Source organism: Neptuniibacter sp. 1_MG-2023 (assembly GCF_030547185.1).
Lineage (GTDB): Bacteria > Pseudomonadota > Gammaproteobacteria > Pseudomonadales > Balneatricaceae > Neptuniibacter.
The window spans coordinates 169,327-190,954 of record NZ_JAUOQR010000006.1 but is presented as its reverse complement, the minus strand read 5'-3'; the positions used below and the strand labels follow the sequence as shown (position 1 = coordinate 190,954).

Annotated in this window: 17 protein-coding genes; 14 read left to right on the top strand and 3 right to left on the bottom strand. The window is 41.5% G+C overall.

The annotated features are described in order from the left end of the window. Positions 1-246: 246 nt before the first annotated feature. The 12 genes from Q4492_RS09320 (at position 247) to Q4492_RS09265 (ending at position 11,974) form a co-directional block, all read left to right on the top strand. Complete coding sequence (locus Q4492_RS09320; RefSeq protein WP_303417225.1) at positions 247-1,164, top strand: sensor domain-containing diguanylate cyclase; 918 nt, start codon at positions 247-249, stop codon at positions 1,162-1,164. A 217-nt stretch (positions 1,165-1,381) separates the two neighbouring features. Next, positions 1,382-2,278, top strand: coding sequence for a 1-aminocyclopropane-1-carboxylate deaminase/D-cysteine desulfhydrase (locus Q4492_RS09315; protein ID WP_303417223.1), 897 nt, complete (start codon positions 1,382-1,384; stop codon positions 2,276-2,278). Positions 2,279-2,389: 111 nt separating this feature from the next. Further along, a complete protein-coding gene (locus tag Q4492_RS09310) occupies positions 2,390-3,271 on the top strand; it encodes an NAD(+) kinase (protein WP_067866962.1) in 882 nt (293 codons plus the stop codon). After that, on the top strand, positions 3,267-4,253 hold the full coding sequence (locus Q4492_RS09305; protein WP_303417244.1) for a metallophosphoesterase: 987 nt from the start codon (positions 3,267-3,269) through the stop codon (positions 4,251-4,253). The genes Q4492_RS09310 and Q4492_RS09305 overlap by 5 nt, the downstream gene beginning before the upstream one ends. Then, positions 4,253-5,122 carry a rhomboid family intramembrane serine protease gene (locus Q4492_RS09300; protein WP_303417219.1) on the top strand — a complete coding sequence of 290 codons (870 nt, stop codon included), beginning with the start codon at positions 4,253-4,255 and terminating at the stop codon, positions 5,120-5,122. The genes Q4492_RS09305 and Q4492_RS09300 overlap by 1 nt, the downstream gene beginning before the upstream one ends. A gap of 10 nt (positions 5,123-5,132) precedes the next feature. After that, positions 5,133-6,005, top strand: a complete 873-nt coding sequence (locus Q4492_RS09295; protein ID WP_303417217.1) for an alpha/beta fold hydrolase — start codon at positions 5,133-5,135, stop codon at positions 6,003-6,005. Between the two features lie 64 nt (positions 6,006-6,069). Further along, positions 6,070-6,342, top strand: coding sequence for a YeaC family protein (locus Q4492_RS09290; protein WP_067867084.1), 273 nt, complete (start codon positions 6,070-6,072; stop codon positions 6,340-6,342). Then, a complete protein-coding gene (locus tag Q4492_RS09285; protein WP_303417214.1) occupies positions 6,342-7,169 on the top strand; it encodes a DUF2797 domain-containing protein in 828 nt (275 codons plus the stop codon). The genes Q4492_RS09290 and Q4492_RS09285 overlap by 1 nt, the downstream gene beginning before the upstream one ends. A gap of 16 nt (positions 7,170-7,185) precedes the next feature. Next, positions 7,186-9,816, top strand: a complete 2,631-nt coding sequence (gene pepN / locus Q4492_RS09280) for an aminopeptidase N (protein ID WP_303417212.1) — start codon at positions 7,186-7,188, stop codon at positions 9,814-9,816. A gap of 140 nt (positions 9,817-9,956) precedes the next feature. Further along, positions 9,957-10,355: a hypothetical protein gene (locus tag Q4492_RS09275; RefSeq protein ID WP_303417210.1), complete on the top strand. Its 399-nt coding sequence runs from the start codon at positions 9,957-9,959 to the stop codon at positions 10,353-10,355. Between the two features lie 77 nt (positions 10,356-10,432). Beyond that, positions 10,433-11,029 (top strand): HAD family hydrolase, encoded by a 597-nt coding sequence (locus tag Q4492_RS09270; protein WP_303417208.1) that lies wholly within the window; start codon positions 10,433-10,435, stop codon positions 11,027-11,029. 393 nt (positions 11,030-11,422) lie between these two features. Beyond that, on the top strand, positions 11,423-11,974 hold the full coding sequence (locus tag Q4492_RS09265; protein ID WP_303417206.1) for a hemerythrin domain-containing protein: 552 nt from the start codon (positions 11,423-11,425) through the stop codon (positions 11,972-11,974). 6 nt (positions 11,975-11,980) lie between these two features. On the opposite strand, the gene Q4492_RS09260 is transcribed toward Q4492_RS09265, so the two are convergent. After that, complete coding sequence (locus tag Q4492_RS09260) at positions 11,981-13,117, bottom strand: sensor domain-containing diguanylate cyclase (protein ID WP_303417204.1); 1,137 nt, start codon at positions 13,115-13,117, stop codon at positions 11,981-11,983. 105 nt (positions 13,118-13,222) lie between these two features. Then, a complete protein-coding gene (locus Q4492_RS09255) occupies positions 13,223-13,828 on the bottom strand; it encodes a riboflavin synthase subunit alpha (RefSeq protein WP_303417202.1) in 606 nt (201 codons plus the stop codon). A 115-nt stretch (positions 13,829-13,943) separates the two neighbouring features. Between Q4492_RS09255 and Q4492_RS09250 the strand changes: the two genes are divergently transcribed. Continuing rightward, positions 13,944-14,837 (top strand): TIGR01777 family oxidoreductase, encoded by an 894-nt coding sequence (locus Q4492_RS09250; RefSeq protein ID WP_303417200.1) that lies wholly within the window; start codon positions 13,944-13,946, stop codon positions 14,835-14,837. Between the two features lies 1 nt (position 14,838). Here the strand turns inward: Q4492_RS09250 and Q4492_RS09245 are convergent, their stop codons facing one another. Continuing rightward, on the bottom strand, positions 14,839-16,512 hold the full coding sequence (locus Q4492_RS09245; protein WP_303417198.1) for a BatD family protein: 1,674 nt from the start codon (positions 16,510-16,512) through the stop codon (positions 14,839-14,841). A gap of 258 nt (positions 16,513-16,770) precedes the next feature. Here Q4492_RS09245 and Q4492_RS09240 point away from each other — a divergent pair, with 258 nt between their 5' ends. Further along, complete coding sequence (locus Q4492_RS09240; protein WP_303417196.1) at positions 16,771-21,609, top strand: NAD-glutamate dehydrogenase; 4,839 nt, start codon at positions 16,771-16,773, stop codon at positions 21,607-21,609. Positions 21,610-21,628: the final 19 nt, after the last annotated feature.

Sequence of the window (21,628 nt, the reverse complement as noted above, 5' to 3'; positions counted from 1 at the left end):
GGCGTGTAGCTCAGTTGGGAGAGCGTCGCCCTTACAAGGCGAATGTCGGGAGTTCGAGCCTCTCCACGCCCACCACTTTCTTTTGTTCATGTCATCTCATGTTTTTGTATTTTAAACATTTAACGTGTATCTTTCTCTTTTTTTGTAGATTGAATTTTAATCAGGTTTTTACTTGTCGTGAGTAAAAGCAGGAGTGTTTTTTGTGTCTACAGTATTATAAGAATAAAAAAACAAGGATGGATATCGGTGAAAAATGTGGTTGAAACGGTAGTAGTTTCTTTATGTCCAGACCCTATTATTGGCGTTGATGGCTCGGGGATAGTCCGGATTTTTAACCCGGCTGCGGAGAAGCTTTTGGGTTATAGTGCCGAAGATGTTATAGGTTCTCTAAGTATCTCAAAAATTTATCCAAGTTTGAATGATGCCCGAAAAATCAAAAAGCTTATATATTCAGACTCTTATGGTGCGCCAGGCTCCATAGAGGGGTTTGAGGCGGCCTTGGTTTGTAGCGATGGCAGTATAGTGCCTATTCGGTTGTCAGCGGTTATCGTGGATGAAGTTGAAGGAAGCAGTATTGGCTTTTTCCATGATCTGACGGAACGGTATGATTTTGAGCGGCAACTACAGATTCTTTCTGTTACTGATGAGTTGACTGGTTTATTCAATCAGCGTCATTTTTATGCTGTTATGGCTAAAGAGCTTGATCGTACTAAACGTTATCAGCACCCACTGAGTATTATCTGTTTTGATTTGGATGACTTTAAGGGAATTAATGACTCATTAGGGCATTTGGAGGGCGATCGAGTCCTTCGGACTATAGGTGAACTTCTTAAAGAAACGTTGAGGGAGAATGATATACCGGTTCGATATGGTGGGGATGAGTTTATGGTTCTCTTACCTGGAACAGGTATTCAAGATGCCTCCCAAACGGCAGAGCGAATTAGATCCATTTTTAATACCAAATGCCCTTATAGTATAGAAAAAGGAACGGTTGGTATTGCTAAAGTCTCTATGAGTCTTGGGGTGACAGAAACCAATGGGATGGAGAAACCTGACCAAGTTGTACAGCGGGCTGATTTAGCTATGTATGAGGCAAAAAGTTCAGGTGGGGATCGTACGGTTTTGCTTAAGCAACATATTGGTAATGTTGTTCAAGCGGGGTAGGGTAAACGTTAGAGTCGTTAATTTATCAGATGATGCTATTGCTCTTCAGCATCATCTGATTGGTTATCATCTTCGTATTCATCGATATTTTGATAAAGTAGTTCTTCTGTATAATCTTCCATTGTTATCTCCTCTTTTTTAGTTACTTTACGATTGTTTTATGTCTAATTGATGACAAAAATACTTCAGTTTTATGACTTTGCGTGGTTGTTGTCCTATGTTTGATCAACTCAATGAATTACCTGTTGTTTCATTAAATATGAAGCAAGCAGAGATGCGCGATGTAGGTGTTCATCTATTAAGGTTGGATCAGATAGACCAGCGAGTAAGTGGGAATAAATGGTTTAAGCTGAAATATAATCTTGAGAAAGCTAAAGCTCAGGGAGTCAAAGCCGTACTGAGTTTTGGTGGTGCATATTCAAATCATATTCATGCCTTGGCTTGGGCGGGTCAAGCGTTAGGGATAAAAACCATTGGTATTATTCGAGGGGAGTCGGATTATGCAAGTAATCCTACTTTAACTGATGCTGCGCGTTGGGGAATGGAGCTCCATTTTGTGACACGTGCTGAGTACAAACAACGAAAAGACGCGGATTTTTTACAAGGGTTAAGAGATAGGTTTGGTGATCCCTTTATTGTGCCTGAAGGGGGAAGCAATGCTTTAGCCGTCAAAGGGACGGCAGAGATTGTTAATCAATCCCTAATCCAGAAATATGGCATAGATAATATCGTACTTGCATGCGGGACGGGAGCTACCTTAGCGGGCGTCGCCGCATCCCAGCCTAGTGTTAATGTAGTCGGTATACCGGTATTGAAAGGTGCTAAATTTTTAAAAGATGATATTTCAATGCTTTTAGAATCAGCCGGTTATTCAGATGTTAATAATTGGGTTTTAGATTACAACGGCCATTTTGGCGGTTATGCTAAAACCTCTCCTGAGCTTCTAGCTTTTATTTCTATGATGGACGATGATTATGATCTTCCCTTAGATCAGATTTACACCGGTAAAATGATGCTGCGATTGATAGAGCTAATTGAAGAGGGTTTTTTTACTGAAGGGAGCCAGATTTTAGCATTGCATACAGGGGGGCTTCAGGGGTTAAGAACACTTTAATGTTGTAGAGATGCATAGGCTTTACTATAAAAGCGTATTGAAAAAATCAAGAAAAATGAGTTAGATGAAAATATCTATATTTTGGATGTAACCAGCTGATCCGGAGCAAAAATGGATTACTTTCGTAATATCGGCCTTATTGGTCGTTTAGGTAGCAAATCTGTGATTGATACCTTGAAACATATGATCCGTTTTTTAGGGGATCGTGGTCTTAATTGCATATTAGATGAAAAAATTGCTGAAGTGATGCCAGGGCATGGGCAGCAAACCAGTACTCCTAAAATGATGGGAGAGATTTGTGATTTAGTGATTGTCGTCGGCGGTGATGGAAGTTTGCTGGGAGCCGCACGTTCCTTAGCTCAGTACCATGTTCCAGTTTTAGGTGTAAACCGAGGGAATTTAGGGTTTCTTACTGATATAGCGCCTCATGAGATTGAAGAAAAGGTTGCTGAGGTTTTAGAAGGTAAATATACCGTAGATAGCCGCTTTCTACTTGATGTGATTGTAAAAAGAGATGGCGTGCCTATTGGTGAAGCAACAGCATTAAATGACTGTGTGTTACATCCGGGTAAAGCCGCAAGAATGATTGAGTTTGAACTCTATATTGAAGGTCAATTTGTATATACACAAAAATCGGATGGCTTGATAATTTCTACACCTACAGGGTCAACTGCTTATTCTTTGTCTGGTGGTGGACCCATTATGCATCCTAAGCTTGATGCGCTGGTCCTTGTGCCTATGTTTCCTCATACTTTATCTAGTCGACCTATTGTGGTTAATGGTAATAGTGAGCTAAAGCTGGTTATTAGCCCAAATAATAGTGCTTACCCGACAGTGTCTTGTGATGGTCAAAAAGATATTAGTTGTGCGCCTGGCGATACAGTTACAGTGCATAAAAAACCACATAAGTTGAAGTTACTTCATCCTCTTAACTATGACTTTTATAGTACCTGCCGAGAGAAACTTGGTTGGGGTACTAAGCTCGGAGATTAAAGTGACGAGCGAAGTAAAAGGGTATGATCTCATTGGTGATGTGCATGGCTGCTTTTTAAGTTTAGAGCTGCTGCTGAGTAAACTCGGCTATTCGAAACGTAATGGTGTTTATTCTAATCCTGGGCGCCAAGTTATTTTTTTAGGCGATATTCTTGATCGTGGGCCCCATATTAGGGAATCACTGCACTTAGTTTATGACATGGTTAAAGCGGGTCATGCTCATATAGTTATGGGTAACCATGAATTTAACTACTTAAGTTATGTCACTCGAGGGCGAGAAGGAAGTGGTTTAAGTTATCTACGTGAACATAATCCTCGCCATCACCGCATTGTAGCTGAAACTTTAGAGCAGTTAGCAAACTACCCTGATGAAGAAGAGATGTTTCTACAGTGGATTAGAGAGATGCCGGTCTACTTAGAGTTTGATCGTTTTCGGGTCGTCCATGCGTGCTGGCATCAGAAGCTTATCGACCGTTTTGAAGCCGAATGCCCTAATCATGTTATTGATGATCGTTTTCTCCATCGTTCTTCTAAGCGTGGCACCTTTGAATGGGCGTTAATGGATAGGCTTTTGCGGGGAACTCATTTGCGTCTACCTAATGGTGAGGCGATGGTGAGTAAGGATGGTTTTGAACGCCGATTTTTCAGGACCAAATTTTGGACAGAGGAGCCAGAGTTTTATGGTGATGTTGTTTTTCAACCTGATCCGTTGCCTGAGCATATAGCCAGAATGCCCCTGACAGAGCAAGATTATAATGACCTGTTGTATTATGGCCCTGAAGAGAAGATGCTTTTTATTGGTCATTATTGGCGAGAAGGGACTCCCGCACCAATAACATCAAATATCGCTTGTCTAGATTACAGTGCGGTTAAATATGGGAAATTAGTTGCTTACCGTTTAGATAATGAAAAGGTTATTCAGCCCGATAAGTTTATTTTTGTTGATGTTAGAAAAGAGATTGCGGATGAGCCTAATTTCTAATGATTAAAGTATTTACTGTTCCTCTCAATGAAGACCTGACCGAATTCACTCAGTTCCTTTGGCAGTATGAGGTTCCCCATCGGGTTCTTGAGAAAGGTGATTTTCAAGAGTTCTGGGTTGAGCCAAATGTTAACCCTGAGGATATCTTGGCCCTTTATGAGATGTGGAAAAACGGGGGGGAGCTTTCTCAAATGGAGTTTAGGGCTCAACCAACTCCTGCGTTTGAGCACTCGGCGGCTGTGCAGCCTAGCTTTTTTGTTTTAGCGCAACGGGCTTGGTTTTCAACCTCATTAATTGTGATCAGTATTGTCCTTAGCTTTTTAATTGGTTTTGGGGAAAATTTTGATCTATTAAGACATTTCACTATCACCGAGTTGTTACAAAAGAGTGATGGAATTTATACCAGTGGTCTTATGGGCACTGTTGAGTCAATGGAGTATTGGCGCTTTATTACACCGATTTTTCTGCATTTTAGTGCAGCTCATATCGTCTTCAATGTTCTTTGGATCTGGATTGCAGGCACGCGAATTGAATCTGCACAAGGTCGTTTATCTATAGTGATGCTTGTGCTTATTTCAGGTGTTGCATCTAACTTGGCTCAATACTGGGTCAGTGGCCCGATGTTTGGCGGCTTGTCTGGTGTTGTTTTCGCCTTTCTTGGTTATTGCTGGTTGTGGGATAGGTTATATTCTCCCAAGCTTCGTTTGCCCCCAGCTTTGATGGGATTTATGGTTTTTTGGTTAGCTTTAGGGTACAGCGGTATTCTGAGTAGCGTTGGTTTTGGTTCTATAGCAAATACAGCTCATCTTGCCGGCCTTGTTACAGGCTTAATTTTTGTGCCTCTTGGTAAACGATTGGCGAAAGCCTGAGGAAAGATAGATGGATGCAACTATGTTATCGCTGGATCTTAAGCAGCGTTATGAGCAGCAGGCTGAAAAGGTTGGCACTCTTGTTCCAAATTTAACCGGAGAGTATGTACAAACACCGTTTGGCCCAGTTTGGGTGATGAAGGCGGGAGCTGATGATGCACCGCCTTTATTGTTGCTTCATGGCTTGCATACGAGCGCACCTTTTTGTATCGAGTTTTTTGCTAAGCTGGCTGAAAAATATCATGTTATTTGTCCTGATATTCCTGGGCAGGCTGGCAAAACGCCGGGTATGGCTCCGATTTCAAGCAATCAGGCTTACGCTATTTGGTTTGAAGGCTTACTTGATAGTTTAAATATAGAGAGCTGTCCTGCGGTTGGGTTATCCTTCGGTGGCGCTGTTTTACTTGATCTTGCCACTCGATCACCCAATAGAATAACGATGGCTTCGTTGGTTGTCCCTGCCGGTTTTTTTCGTCCTATTTGGCGCCCACTAAAAAAACTATTTATGCCGTTTTTGAGTTTTAAATTGAATACGGATCAACTACATTTTGATCAGTTGATGAAACCTTTAATGGGTGATAATTGGCCAGAGCTGGAGTCATATTACTTTGCCGTTTTTCAGGCGGGTATCCCCATGACGCTCTTGCCACCGGGACCGTTTGAAAAACAAGATTTACAAGCATTTCAGGCACCGGTACAGCTTATTGTTGCTACTGATGATCTCTACTTTGCGCCGAGTAAAGTAGAAAAATGTGCTCGCACTGTTGTACCGAATCTATCTCAAGTTATTGAGATTGAAGATCTACATATGCCGAGTATTAAGAATAGAGAGAGAATTCAAGATCAAGTACTTGAGTTCATGCTGAAAGAAAGCAGGGTGTGATAAACTTTCCCGCTTTCTGATAAACGAGGTTAGTCCTCGTTTTATGTTATCTATGGATGAATTTATGAATTATGAAGAGCTGATTCAGGCGATGACTCCTGATATGCACCAGTCATTAAAACGTGCAGTAGAGTTAGGTAAGTGGCCTGATGGACGTAAATTGACTGCCGAGCAACGAGATATTTGTATGCGCGCAGTGATCGCTTATGATTATGAAAATAAGCCAGTCGATGAGCGAGTCGGATTTATTGATCGCACGAAAAAGGATGGTTCTCAGCATGGGAAAGATCCTTTGCAGCCGGACACTATCAAAATTCTTATAGATGATAAAAACTGATGCAGGAACTTGCGTGCGGTGCATTGCAGAAAATGCGTACAGAACTCTCTGACAAGGTTAGTTACTTTTTGCCTGTAGGTGAGCAAGAAGTTGCGATGAACGAACTTATAGGAAAGTCTATACGTCTTCATTACCAAGGTGCTATCAATTGCACTCATTGTGGGCGGAAAACGAATAAGAGCTTTAGCCAGGGTTATTGTTATCCATGTTTTAAAAGCTTGCCTCAATGTGATCAATGTATTGTTAAACCGGAACTGTGTCATTTTCATGAAGGCAGCTGCCGTGACGAGAGTTGGGGCGAGCAGTTTTGTTTCCAAGATCACTATGTTTATCTAGCTAATTCCTCGGGCGTTAAAGTAGGGATAACCCGTGGCACACAGATTCCTACACGTTGGATGGATCAAGGGGCGGTGCAGGCCTTACCTATTTTCAAAGTCGCTACTCGCCTTCAGTCTGGTAAGGTTGAACGATTATTAGGTGAGCATGTTGCAGATAAAACTAATTGGCGCAAAATGTTGAAAAACGAAGTAGAAAGCTTAGATTTAACAGAAACAAGAGATCTGTTATTTGAAAAGTGCCAAGCGGGTTTGATCGCATTAGAAAATGAATTTGGTTTACAAGCAATACAACGATTGCCTGAGGCTGAACAGATAGAGATTAATTATCCTGTTTTGAACTATCCGCAAAAGGTTACATCGTTTAATTTTGATAAAACGCCTGAAGTTAGCGGAGTGCTACAAGGGATCAAAGGCCAGTATCTAATTTTAGATACCGGTGTTATTAATATGCGTAAATTTACTGCTTATCAGGTAATGATATCTGCCTGATAACTAAGGTGTTGGAATGTCACAGGAACCTAAAGCGATCTATTTAAAGGACTACAAAGTCCCTGCTTATCTTTTCGAATCCACTGATCTGCGTTTTGAACTATTTGAAGATGAAACCTTAGTTCATGCCGTGTTAACTATTAGTAGAAACCCAGCCTGTACCGAGAGCGCTCCCGCTCTAGAGCTTTATGGCCATGAAACAGTGGAGTTAGTGAGCTTATCTATTGATGACGATCTGCTCAGTGATAAGGATTACGTTCGTGAGGGCGAAATGCTTAAGATAGCATCCGTTCCCGATCGCTTCTGTTTAAAGTCGACGACACGTATACACCCTGAATTAAATACCGCATTAGAGGGGTTATATAAGTCTGGTGGTATGTTCTGTACCCAATGTGAGGCGGAAGGCTTTCGCCGTATAACCTTCTTTCCGGATCGTCCAGATGTGATGTCGGTTTTTAGAACGACAGTTGAAGCTGATAAAGCACTCTATCCAGAACTTCTTTCCAATGGTAACCCTGTAGCGCAAGGGTTAGCAGAGAATAATCGCCACTGGGTGACATGGGAAGATCCGTTCCCTAAACCGGCTTACCTTTTTGCTTTAGTTGCAGGGGATCTACAGCATATTGAGGATTGCTTTACGACTATGTCTGGTCGTGAAGTGAAGCTGCGAATCTTTGCTGAAGAGAAGGACCTAGATAAACTCGACTATGCCATGCTTTCGCTAAAAAATGCGATGAAATGGGATGAAGAGGTTTACGGCCGTGAATATGATCTCGATATCTATATGATTGTTGCGGTCGATTTCTTCAATATGGGCGCAATGGAGAACAAAGGCCTCAACATTTTCAATACCTCATGTGTGCTGGCTAATGCGGCCACCACTACAGACGGTGGTTTTCAGCGTGTCGAAGCGGTGGTTGCCCATGAGTACTTCCATAACTGGTCGGGTAACCGTGTTACTTGTCGTGATTGGTTTCAGCTTAGTTTAAAAGAGGGTTTCACTGTATTTCGCGATGCAGAGTTTTCTGCGGATATGAACTCGCGTACCGTTAAACGTGTTGAAGATGTCAGTCTGCTCAGAACTGCTCAGTTTGCTGAAGATGCGGGCCCTATGGCTCACCCAATTCGACCAGAATCTTTTATTGAGATATCTAACTTCTATACCCTAACGATTTATGAAAAAGGGGCTGAAGTGGTGCGTATGGTGCGTACATTATTAGGTGAAGCCCTTTTCCGAAAAGGGTCTGATCTCTATTTTGAACGCCATGATGGGCAAGCGGTTACCACTGAAGACTTTATTCAAGCTATGGAAGATGCGTCAGGAAAAGATCTCTCCCAGTTTAGAGCTTGGTATCATCAAGCGGGTACGCCAGAGCTGCATATTACTGATCAGTATAATTCTGCGACAGGAGAGTATGTACTGAATGTTAAACAGAGCTGCCCACCAAGCCCTGGTCAAGAGAAGAAATCAGCTTTCCATATTCCACTGGCAATGGGGTTATTAGATGAGAGTGGTCAAGAGATTGAGTTACCTAATGGTGAGATGACGCAAATTCTTAATGTAACTGAGTTTGAGCAGTCATTTACCTTTGGTGGTCTAGCCGCTAAACCTGTTCCTTCTCTCTTACGTGGGTTCTCGGCACCGGTGAAACTCTTCTATCCATATCAGCGTGATGAGCTAATGTTTTTAATGGCTCATGACACTGATGGTTTCTGCCGTTGGGATGCGGCGCAAAAGCTTGCTGTTGATATTATGCAGGCGCTTATCGCTGACTATCATCCAGATAAAACTATGCAGCTGGATGATCGTTTAGTCTCCGCATTCCGCAGTGTTCTCGATGCTGAAGGGTTAGATAAAGCGATGGTTAGTAAAGTGTTGACCTTACCATCTGAAGCTTACCTTTCTGAGCTGGCTGATTGTGTTGATGTGGATGCGATTTATGCTGTTCGTAAGTTTGTTCGCTATTCCATAGCTGAGCAGCTAGAAGATAAGCTACGCTCGGTATACCGAGAGAATGATCTTGATATTGCCTACAGTCCTGATGCGGATTCTGTCGCGCGTCGAAGTCTTAAAAACCTATGTCTCTCTTATCTAATGAGCCTAGAAACTGAAGAAAGCCTTCAGTTGGCAAAAGCTCAATATGAAAAAGCAGATAATATGACAGATATGCAAGTCGCCTTAGTTTTGGTTGCCCATTCATCTTTTAGGGATGCGGGGCATGCATTGCTGGTTGATTTCTATGAGCGCTGGAAGTCGGAAAGCTTAGTGGTTAACTTATGGTTATCGATTCAAGCATCGGACCCTCATCAAGGTGCTTTAGCTCGTGTGCTTGAACTAATGGAGCATCCGGCTTTTGATCGTAAGAACCCGAATAAACTTCGTTCTGTTATTTCTGTTTTTTGTGCTCAGAATAGCCTTCATTTTCATGCGTTGGATGGTAGCGGTTATCGCTTTTTGGCTGAACGTATTATTGAGCTTAATAGCCAAAACCCTCAAATAGCGGCTAGGATGCTAACCCCACTAACACGTTGGAAAAAATTCTCTGTTGCTAGACAAGAGCTAATGAAGGCTGAGTTGGAGCGAATTAGAGATAGTGGCGACCTATCAAAAGATGTTTTTGAAGTTGTTAGTAAAAGTTTAGTGTAAAAATTTGTATATTCTCCGTCAGCTGGGGGGACGTATGGTTTTCCCTCGGCTATACTCGCTGAGGAGTGTATGCCAAATTTTATATTTAGATTTGGTTTTAAATGAAAATAATAAAATATACGTATGACTAAGGATGCAATATGTCACAGTTATTGTCTGCGGAAGATAAGTTCGATATTCAACAAAACTTCAGACGCTATATGCGATTAAAAGATAGTCACGAATTGGCTAATGATGCTTATAAAACGGCTAAAGCCAATCGGATATGGATAGCAGGTATTATCTTACTATTATTTGCTTTGTCATCGGAGTTCTTTTTGGGAGCTGCGGCAGGGCTCTTTGGCGTTTATTTCTATAATTTAGTCATCAGTTGGCTTGATGTTAATTCGAGTGATGAGAGTATAGAAGAGCTGGATCGTTGGTTCGCAACAAAGCGCTTAAAGTTTGAAGGGCGGATCTTATATTTTAATAATGATGAGTTATTGGAAAACCCGCTTGATCCTTTTAATGAAGCTAGCTTTTCAACTGCTGAAGAATAGTCTTCTATAAAATATTTTATGATTAAGTGCCGAAATGTTTATGCCTTTCGGCATTTTTATGTGAGCATGAATTTAAAATGGTTAGTCTAACGCATAAGCGTTATTGGATTTTTGATCTTGATGGCACGTTAACTAAGCCTGTGCATGACTTTGCACATATTCGCAATGAATTAGGCTTGGCACCGAATACCGATATTCTTTCTGCTATAGCCCTCCAACCTGAAGAGAAAAGGCGCACAATGTTGGCGCATTTAGATGAGCTTGAGCGTTATTATGCTGCACAAGCACAACCAGCGGAGGGCGCCGTTGAATTATTAACTAAGCTTGATAAAAAAGATTGTTGTTTAGGTATTTTGACCCGTAATGCTCATGAGTTTGCTCTTCTCTCTTTGCAGGCCATTGGTGCCGCAGATTTTTTTGCTACCCAAGATATTTTAGGGCGAGATGAAGCGAAACCTAAACCTTCACCAGAAGGTATAAATATTCTTTTAAATCAGTGGGTTGGAGATAATAAGAAAGCGGTAATGGTAGGGGATTTTCATTTTGATCTTCTTTCTGGACGTGCGGCTTCTGTAACAACGGTTCATGTTGATATGGCCAATCGCCATTGGCCTGAAGAGACGGATATTCGAGTAAATAGTTTATTTGAGCTACTCTCTCAATTTGATGAATAAATTGGCCCGCCGTTTGCTTTAAGCTAAGTGAGGAAAGCGTTTGCTTTTACTCTTGGCCTAAGCATTAGTGATCTTTATCAGATTATTTTTAATGCAACTTTTGAGACCAAAGTGTTTTTCACTTTGGTCTTTTTTTTATCTGGCCGAATCGAGACTAGCGTTTTATCTCCCATATCACCGATTTTATTTTGGTCGTCTGTAGCTAAATAGATGTTGCGCTGCAATATTTTTATATCTAACGCTTTCTAAATTGATCTTTATCAAGCGCACTTGCTTATTTTCTCTATATTTTATTTAAGGGATCGGCTTTTGTGTATCCGTAGATGATCAAGTTGTATGTCCATTTCAGTTCCCTGAGTTGCTTACTACCACGTTCTGTGAGGAGAGGTACTTATGACAATACTTACTGAATTACATCAAGACCATGTGAATCTTAATAAGTTGCTCGTTATATTAGGGCTTAAGATAGATAAGCTTCGAGGGGGGGACTCCCCCAATTTTAATTTGATGGCAGATGTTATCAATTATATCGCTTCTTATGCTGATGGTTATCATCACCCGAGAGAAGATAAGCTCTATGACTACTTCTCCGGGCGCTCTGAAGCACTAGACAGGCATTTGATACATTGTGCTGTAGAGCATCAGAAACTCAAAGCGTCCAGTGTTCAGCTTATAGAGGCTATTGATGGGGTTCTCCATGATGCTGTTATGCCTATGACTGAGTTTGTTAATCTCTTAGATGAATTTGTGGTTTTACAGACGGCCCATCTGGATTCGGAAGAGGGGCATTTGTTCCCACTTATTGAGGATGTAGCTTCTGAGGAGGATTGGGCAGTTATTGATGGGTTATTACCACAAGAAAGTGACCCACTATTTGGAGAGAATAAAGCAACAGAGTATATAGATATTTATCGTGAACTTATTGTGGATATGAATAAGGCTTAGCCGTATCTAGCCTTTATCTGTGTTCACCTGAGGTGGTTCAAGGTTTGGGAAGGGCATAAATGAAACTTGGTTTCGGCCACCGTCTTTTGAACTATAAACCGCTTTGTCTGCGGCTTGGATCAGTTGATAGGCAATATCGTCTAGTTTTACCGATGGGTTTTTCTCAGGATGACATAAAGATACGCCTATAGATGTTGTCATCCTGAAAGGCCTAGATAGTTCGTCACGAAAAATTAGATTGGCTAATTTCTTTCTAAGCGTTTCAGCTATGCTTAAAGCGCGGTCTTTGTCGCAGTTCGGCAATAATATGGCAAATTCTTCACCACCATATCGAGCAACAGTATCCGTTTTACGTAGCTGCTTATTGAGAAATAGGCCTACTGTGCGCAGTACTCTATCGCCTGTTTGGTGTCCGTAAGTATCATTCACCGTTTTAAAGTGGTCTAGATCAATAAATAAACAAGCTAAAGAGTGTGCCGACCGGCTAGCTCGAGATAATTCACGAACAATCTCTTCTTCAAATGAACGGCGATTATGAACTTTCGTCAGCATATCAATACTGCTGAGTCGGTGGAGGTTCTCTTGGTTAATGCAGTTTTCTATACATACGGATACCACAGAGGCTAAGTGCTGAATATAATCATATCTCACATGCTCCGTGTATCGGCTAGCGTCGCAGCTCCCTAAGTGAAGGCTACCTATTAAGCAGTTGTGTCTAACTAAAGGTAATAAAGCGCAAGATTCTACTGGGCTATCTGCGACAGGGAAGGCTTCAGCTTTTAGAGAGGGGCTTGGTGCCCCTACAATCATCCCTTGATTAGGGTAAATCGATTTTAACAGCCGTTGGCTTTGGACAAACCTTAGGGTGTTGCCTGTAGCAGGAGGTACATATTCATTCAGTAAACTACGTGCCGCATGTTCAGGGTCAAATAAGATCAGATTGACACTGCTTAGTCGGAAGAGCGCTTTAAAATCAACCAAGATAAGATCTAATAATTCAGACAAGCGTCCACAAGAAAGTAAGCGAAGCTCCACTTCAAAAAAACTATTCAGAACCGACTCATTTTGTTCTGCTTTACTGATCATCAGTCGCAGGGTACGTTTGAGTTCCTGATTCTCTTTTTCTAATGGATCCAGCCCCATCTTATTTCCTTTTAAGACATGTGCATAATGTATCGGCCAACTCTAAGATCTATGCAGTTTTTTTTACTAATTTAGTGCGATTAAAATGTTATTAATCAATGTGCGTTAACGGTTGCCTAAATATTGTTCTACAGTGTCCACAACCGCTTGGGTATGGGCATCAATTTCCATATTAACTTTATCCCCTTTTTCAAGATTACCAAAGGTAGTTATTGATAAAGTTTCAGGGATAAGAAATACATTAAACTGATCCTCTAAAACTTCGCCGATGGTCAGGCTGCACCCGTTAAGCGCAACAAAGCCTTTTGGAAATATATACTTTCGCCACTCGGGAGTAATGTTAAACCAAAGAATCCAGTTATTTTCTGGCTTTTCAATACGATTTATTGAAACCTGTTGATGGATATGCCCAGATAATAAGTGTCCACCTATTTCGTCACCAAACTTTGCAGCTCTTTCAAAATTAACCAAATCCCCTAGGTTTATTTCGCTAAGGTTTGTGACGCGTAAGGTTTCCATAATGAGATCAAAACTGACAATATTTTCTTTAAACGAAGTGACCGTAAGGCAGGTGCCATTGAGTGCAATACTTGCGCCTAATTGGATATCTTTGCAATGTTGTGGGGGGAGTTCTACCTTTAGATGTATAAAGTCTGCTTTTTTCTCGAGGGCGCGGATGACCCCTTTGCCTTGCACTATGCCTGTAAACATTTGAGTACTCTTAAAAATTAACTCATAAGACTGCTAATCTAAACAATGCTTAGCATCGTATCAATATTGTAGGCTGAGTGCAGCGCTTATTTTTGCAGGATTAAAAGGAGCTCCCATGAAAATATTGATTACCGGAGGTACAGGCTTTATCGGCCAGCACTTCATCCGTAGACGCTTGGCTGTGAATGATGAAATTTACTGTTTAACTCGAGATCAAGAGAGAGCACAGCATCTATTTAAAGGGACGGTTGAGGTAATTAGCGCTTTGTCAGAGTTGGAGGGAATATCCCTTGATGCGGTGATCAATCTAGCGGGAGAGCCTATCTTAGATAAGCGTTGGTCTACAGAGCGTAAAGAGCTGCTTTATAGCAGTCGAGTAGAGCTAACAAATGATCTTGTTAAGTGGTTGGCTCAACTATCAGTTAAGCCCAAGGTGCTAATAAGTGGGTCGGCTATTGGGTATTACGGCAGTCAGTTAGATGAAGAGTTAGGCGAGGCAAGCCCATGTCGTTCAGGCTTTACTCATCACCTTTGTTTGGCGTGGGAGAACGCAGCATTGCAAGCTGAGCGCTTAGGTATCCGAGTGTGCTTGTTACGTACAGGCATAGTTTTAGGGGAGGGTGGTGCATTAGCTAAAATGGAAATGCCATTTAAATTGGGTTTAGGTGGTGCTATAGGTGATGGAAAGCAATGGATGTCATGGATACATATTGATGATCAGATTGAAATTATTGAGATGTTGTTAACGCATGAGCAATTTTCTGGAGCGTTTAATTTAACAGCCCCTGAGACGGTAACAAATAAAGAGTTTAGCTCTACTTTAGGCCATGTTTTGCATCGCCCTACGGTTCTGCCTATGCCTGTATGTATTCTGAAGCTTATTTTAGGAGAAGGTGCTGAGTTGTTAGCTGAAGGACAGCGTGTAGTGCCGAGAAATCTTTTAGATAGCGGTTATAAATTTAACTATCCTAAATTGGAGCAGGCATTAGCATCTATTTATCGTAATTGAGTTAAGGGTTTTGATAGCTCAGATGGTTGTCTCCAGCTTGCATATCGAGTCTTTTTTGTTGTCGTTTCCGGAGTTTGTCTATAGCGTCAAGTAGTAGGTCCCCTCGCCATAACTCAGGACTTTCACTATATAAATGTTGCTCTAAATCCACTATAAGAAAGTTGAGAGTTTGGTTCTTGGCGTTCTCGCAGACCTGTTCTAGCGAGAGTAGTAGTGGATCGTTCCAAAAGCTTTGTGCCCATTCAATTAACCGTAATTGCGTTATAGCTGGATTGTTCTGATTACAGGCCATAGATAAGGCTTGAAAGGTATTTCTTTCTGCTATTTCAGTCGCAACCTGTTTGCGCATTGTCTGTTCTTGAGCGAGTTGTTCTTCGTTTTCTTTAGAGATGTTTTGTAATAGTCGCAGTTTATTAAAAGAGTAAATCCAGCCTAATACCGACACTATACTGATAGCGGTAAGCAACCAGATAAGTAGCTCAGAAGTATCTTTAGGTCGATCCCCTTTATTATCACTAGAATCACTACGTTGTAGCTTATTTGATACTTTAGGCTTTGCTTGAAGACTTGTAGCAATCACTTTTGATGCTAGGCTTGCTGTTTGGCCTTGATCAGTTTGAGTATTCCACCAAGGAATGTCGATTGCAGGTAGTGTTACCTCACCCGCTTCTAAGGGGGTAATGATGAGCTCTTCTGTACGTTGACTGATTACCCCACGCTCTGTCATCTGTTCTTCTAATACGACATTGAGTAATTTTATATCGGCTAACTCATTTTGGAGTACAGATAATGAAGGTAGAGCCGATGCAGGTAAACCTTCCGCTTCCATGGATATGATCCGAGTGAAGCTATCACCTACCGCAATATGATTAAGGTCGGGCAAGTTGTCTTCAATATGAACACTCTCTGCTGGAAGCCAAAGAGTGTTGCTACTGCTATAAGTGGGAGGTAGTACAGAAATAATTTGAGGAGGGCTGTTCAGCTCTAACAGATTACCGTTTGTTAATGTTGCGCTTAAAAATAAAGGGGAGATTTCAATGTTTCCCTCTTCTCTAGGAAATATAGCGTAATTATTTTCAGTTACGGTGTAGCGTTGGCCACTTACAACAGTGGAGTACTTTTTCTGTTCTTCCAATGGTTTGATTAAAGCATCGATAGATTCAGGTTGGCTCAAGTTCATATTGTCAGGAAGAGGCGATAGGTGAAATATCCGAGCACTGAGAATCACTTGACCATTGATATAAGTTTCATCTTTATCAAGTTTAACGTCCAAATAAATTGGCCGTAATGCACCCTCGCTAGGATGAGGGTTTTGCTCAGCAGGTAACACGAATAGAGAAACTTCAGGGCTAATTTCGGTTCCGACTTTTATGGCTGGGATTATCTTCTCTCCATCCCCAATAGGACGTAGTGAAAGGATCCAACGGTTTTTTGTGATGACGGTATTTGTACTATGGCTAGAAAGGGTGACCTTTTTTGTACTTAAAACCACATAATCTTTTTGTAATGCACCTAGGTCTGGGCGGTCTTGATTCGTTTGATCGGTTTCTATTGTTAGCGTTAGTTTTTCACCTTGATAAATGGTGGACTGATCTAGTTTAACGGTAACTGCTGCGTGTATAGAAAATGATACAAAAAATAAGACGCTTAACAGCTTGGTTGGATGAATTAGCAACACAAAGTCCTTTGGTTAATACTTCAAAGGTGCAGATCTAAAACCTTAACACGTTATTAATAAATCCCACGTTTTTTGATTATGAGTAATGTTAGTGGTCATAGCAATGATTCTTGAAGGAGAAATATTCTTTTTTGCGTTTGTTTAACGGTTATTGGCTGCTTAATGAGTATATTAGAAGATGTTTAATAAAAAGCCTGCGCGTATCTTTAGTTCCTATCTATACTATTGATAAACGGGCTTATTTTTGAGTGCATTATGGATAACTATAGAGTAGATGAAAAAGAGAAACTTCTTGCGCTTCTTTGTGAGGAGATAGAACAGAGGTTGATTGCTGAGCAAGCAGGGGATTTGATCGAATTTGCCAAGCTTTATTACTCATCAGCCTCGTTAATCGATCTGAATGAATGGAAGTTAGAAGATCTCTATGGATCAACATTAGCCTGCTGGCAATTTATTCAATGTCGTAAAAGAGAGCAAGCTAAAGTCCGAGTTTTTAATCCAGATTATGAACAACATGGTTGGCAATCAACACATACCATCATTGAGGTATTGCAAGAGGATATGCCGTTTGTTGTTGATTCCTTGCGTATGGAGTTGAATCGAAGAAATTTAACCATACATGCTATTCATAATGCTGTGCTCACCATGAAAAGAGATGATAGCGGTGAGTTGATGGATGCATTTGATAAAGATAGTTGTGCTGGCAACGTGCATTCTAAAAACACCCACCGTGAAACATTAGTATCAATCCAAGTGGACCGTCACACGGGAGCTGAAGAGTTAACCTCCTTAGAAAACGATCTTCTGAATGTGCTTGAAGATGTCACTATGGTGGTGGAAGACTTTACTCCGATGTTGGAACAGTGCGACCGCTTGACTGCTCTTTTCTCACAACCAGTGAATGGATTTGAGGAGAGCATTTCTACTGAAGCACATGACTTTATTGTTTGGCTTAAAAGTCATTTCACTTTCTTAGGTTATGATGAGTATCAGCTGGTTTCAAAAGGGGGCAAACAGATACTTGAAGCGGTACCCGGTAGTCAGTTAGGTTTATTGAAGTTTTGTGATGAGCATTGCCGCTCAGCTTTGGTAAATCAAAATTCACGAGATGCAGATGGCTTTGTTTTAATTCCAGATATCCTTTCATTCACAAAATCAAACCATAAATCGACCGTTCATCGTCCGATCTATCCTGATTACATTAGTATTAAACGTTATGACCGGGATGGGGTTTTGGTGGGTGAGAGCCGTTTTCTTGGTCTGTATACATCTAGCGTCTATATCCAAAGCTCGCGTCAAATTCCAATTGTGCGTCGAAAAGTCGAGGCGATTATGGAGAAATCGGGTCTCCATCACCAAGGGCATGATTGGAAAGAACTATTACAAATTTTAGAAATACACCCTAGGGATGATCTTTTCCAAGTAAATATTGATGACCTTTATCGTATTGTTATTGGTATCTTACAAATTCATGAACGCCGACAGATCCGTCTATTTCTCCGTCGGGATTATTTCGGTCAATTTTATTCATGTTTGATCTATTCTCCAAGGGATATATACAGCACCGAATTTAGGCGGAAAGTTGAAACACTCTTATGCCGAGAACTTGGCTGCGATCAAGCTGATTTTACCACTTACTTCTCTGAATCTATCTTGACGCGAACGCAATTTATTTTGCGTGGTGACGCGATCGCAGAAGGGGTTGATGAAGCAAAACTTGAGGCATTGGTAAGGCAGGCAGGTAGAAGCTGGTCTGAGGATCTGCGTGATGCTTTGGTTGAAACGCTGGGAGAGGAGGGTGGAACAGCCACTTATAATCTCTATGGTGATTCATTCTCTACAAGTTATAGTTCAGATTTTATGCCACGTACTGCGGTGGTAGACCTTCAGCGTATAGCTAAACTTAATAGTGAGAATCCGATACAGCTCAGTTTTTATAAGGCTTTTGAGCGGGGTGATGCCAATCTTAATTTTAAGCTTTTCTGTTTAGGCGCCTCATTGCCTCTTTCTGATGTTATTCCGGTATTGGAAAACTTCGGCCTAAGAGTGCTTGATGAACATCCTTATCAGGTTGAGGGGAAAAACCAACAGATCTGGATTCACGATTTCAGCCTGCAATATATAGGTAATGGAACCGTTTCACCTGATACATTGAAGCACTTCTTTGAAGAGGCCTTTTTACATGTGTGGACAGGAAAAGCCGCCAGTGATGAATTTAACCGCTTAGTCTTAGGTGGCGAAGTTAATTGGCGTGAAGTCTCTATGCTCAGAGCTTACGCTGCTTATATGAAGCAGATTGGCTTTCCTATTAGTCCTGAAGCAATCAGCAGCACCTTAAACTCATACGTTGATATCGCGGCTAAGTTAGTCAAGCTTTTTACCGCTCGTTTCGATCCTGAAAATCGGGGTGATGAGGAGGTATTAGAGCAACAGGTGCTGACGAGCTTAGATCAAGTCGTGAGTTTAAATGATGATAGGGTTATTCGAGAATATTTAGCCTTAATTAAGGCTACGTTACGGACAAATTATTATCAGGAAAAAGAGGGAGAATATAAGTGTTATTTCTCTTTTAAACTGGCCCCAGAGCAAATTCCTGATGTCCCGCTGCCAAAACCAAAATTTGAAATATTTGTTTTTTCACCTCAAGTTGAAGGGGTTCATTTACGGGGTGGAAAGGTCGCTCGCGGCGGATTGCGTTGGTCAGACCGTTTTGAGGATTATCGGACAGAGGTGTTGGGGTTAGTTAAAGCACAACAGGTTAAAAATGCGGTTATCGTACCGGTGGGCGCAAAAGGTGGCTTTGTTGCTAAGCAATTATCTGATGGAATGAGTCGAGATGCGTGGCTGGCTGAAGGTATCAGCTGTTATAAAACATTTATTAGTGGGTTGCTTGATATCACCGATAACTTAATTGATGGTGAAGTTGTACCACCAGAATCGGTGGTTCGCCATGATGAAGATGATACCTATTTAGTGGTTGCTGCAGATAAGGGAACTGCTGCTTTTTCAGATATAGCGAATGAGATAGCGGAAAATTACGGTTTCTGGTTGGGCGATGCCTTCGCATCTGGTGGTAGTTTAGGTTATGACCATAAAAAGATGGGCATAACCGCGCGAGGTGCTTGGGTGTCAGTAGAGCGCCATTTCCGTGAAATGGGTATCAATACTGATAAGCAAAATTTCACAGTGGTTGGTATTGGAGATATGTCAGGGGATGTGTTTGGCAATGGTATGTTATTGTCGAAACATATTCAGCTGGTGGCAGCGTTTAACCATCAGCATATATTTATAGATCCTCAGCCGGATGCCGCTAAAAGCTGGTCAGAGAGGCAGCGGCTTTTCGAACTTCCTCGCTCCTCCTGGTCTGATTATGATTCATCTCTCATATCAAAAGGGGGAGGGATTTTTAGTCGGAGCAGTAAGTCCATAAAACTTACACCTGAGATGCAAGCATTAACGGGGTTAACTAGCGTAGCGGTTCCACCTAATGAATTAATCAGTGCTTTGTTAAAGGCGCCGGTCGATCTGTTATGGAATGGCGGGATTGGTACTTATGTTAAAGCTACAACAGAGAGTGATGGGGATATAGGTGATAAGGCAAACGATGCACTTAGGGTTAATGGTAATGAGCTACGCTGCAAAGTTGTCGGCGAAGGCGGTAACTTAGGCTTAAGCCAACGGGCACGCATGGAATATGCCCTATCAGGAGGACGGGTTAATACAGACTTTATTGATAATGCGGGTGGTGTTGATTGTTCAGACCATGAGGTGAATATAAAAATCCTACTCAACCAGCTTGTTGATAATGGTGATATGACGCGGAAGCAGCGCAACCTGTTATTGGCACAGATGACTGAAGAGATTTCCGAATTAGTGTTGCAGAACAACTATCGCCAAGTACAAGCAATCTCTATGGCCGAATCGCGGTCATTAGAAAATATGTCTGAATATCAGCGCTATATATCGAATATGGAAAGTGCGGGAAAGCTTAATCGAGCGCTTGAATTTTTGCCTGACGATGAAGCTCTTAATGAACGCTTTAATATGAAACTTGGATTTACGCGTCCAGAGCTTTCTATACTGATCTCTTACAGTAAAGCGGAGTTGAAGCAAACATTAAGTGTATCCAGCGTGCCTGATGATCCCTATTTATGCCATGAACTTAATAGCGCTTTTCCTGAGCTGTTAGTGGATAAGTTTCCAGAAGAGTTAACATCACACCGTTTAAGGCGTGAGATTATAGGGACTCAGATTGCGAATCATATGATCAATATGATGGGCATCAATTTTGTTGACCGTTTACGCATATCAACCGGCGCCGATGACGCATCAATCGCTCGAGCTTATATTCTTGCTAGAGATGTGTTTGATATAGAACCGCTTTGGCAGCAGATCGAGACGCTAGACCATAAGGTAAGCAATGAAGCTCAAATCAAAATGATGCATGAGTTACAGCATTTAATGAGGAGAGCAACCCGTTGGTTTGTACGTAATCGCCGCTTGGAATTAGATTGCAGTGTTGAGGTTAAACGCTTTAGAAGTGAACTGGTAAAAATATTAAATAAACAAGAAAAAATTCTCTCTGGAGAGCCCTTAAAGCGTTGGGAGAGTTCAAAAGAGTATTATCAAGCGGAGGGTGTGCCTGTTAAGTTGGCCAAAATGGTATCGGGTGCACGTTTTCTATATTCATCGTTGGGGATTATTGAGGCGGCAGAGTTGGCGGAGCTATCTACCGACAAGGTCGCTCAGATGTACTTTGGATTGGGAGAACGATTGGAATTGGACTGGCTGTCCCAAAAGCTGAATACACTTCGTGTTGATAATTATTGGCAGGCGTTGGCGCGTGAAGCTTTTAGAGATGATCTTGATTGGCAGCAAAGGGCTATTGTCGCGATTGCTATTAAGGGACAGCACTCTGGCTGTTCAGTGCAGCATGCAATTGATAAATGGTGTACTGAAAATGAGTGGTTAGTACAGCGTTGGGAAAATGTACTAGTTGAGCTGAAAAGCGCAAAAAAACAAGAGTATGCAATGTATACAGTGGCTTTGAGGGAGCTTTTTGATTTAGCAAAAATATGTCAATACAGTGCATAAAAAGTTGAGCGCAATGATG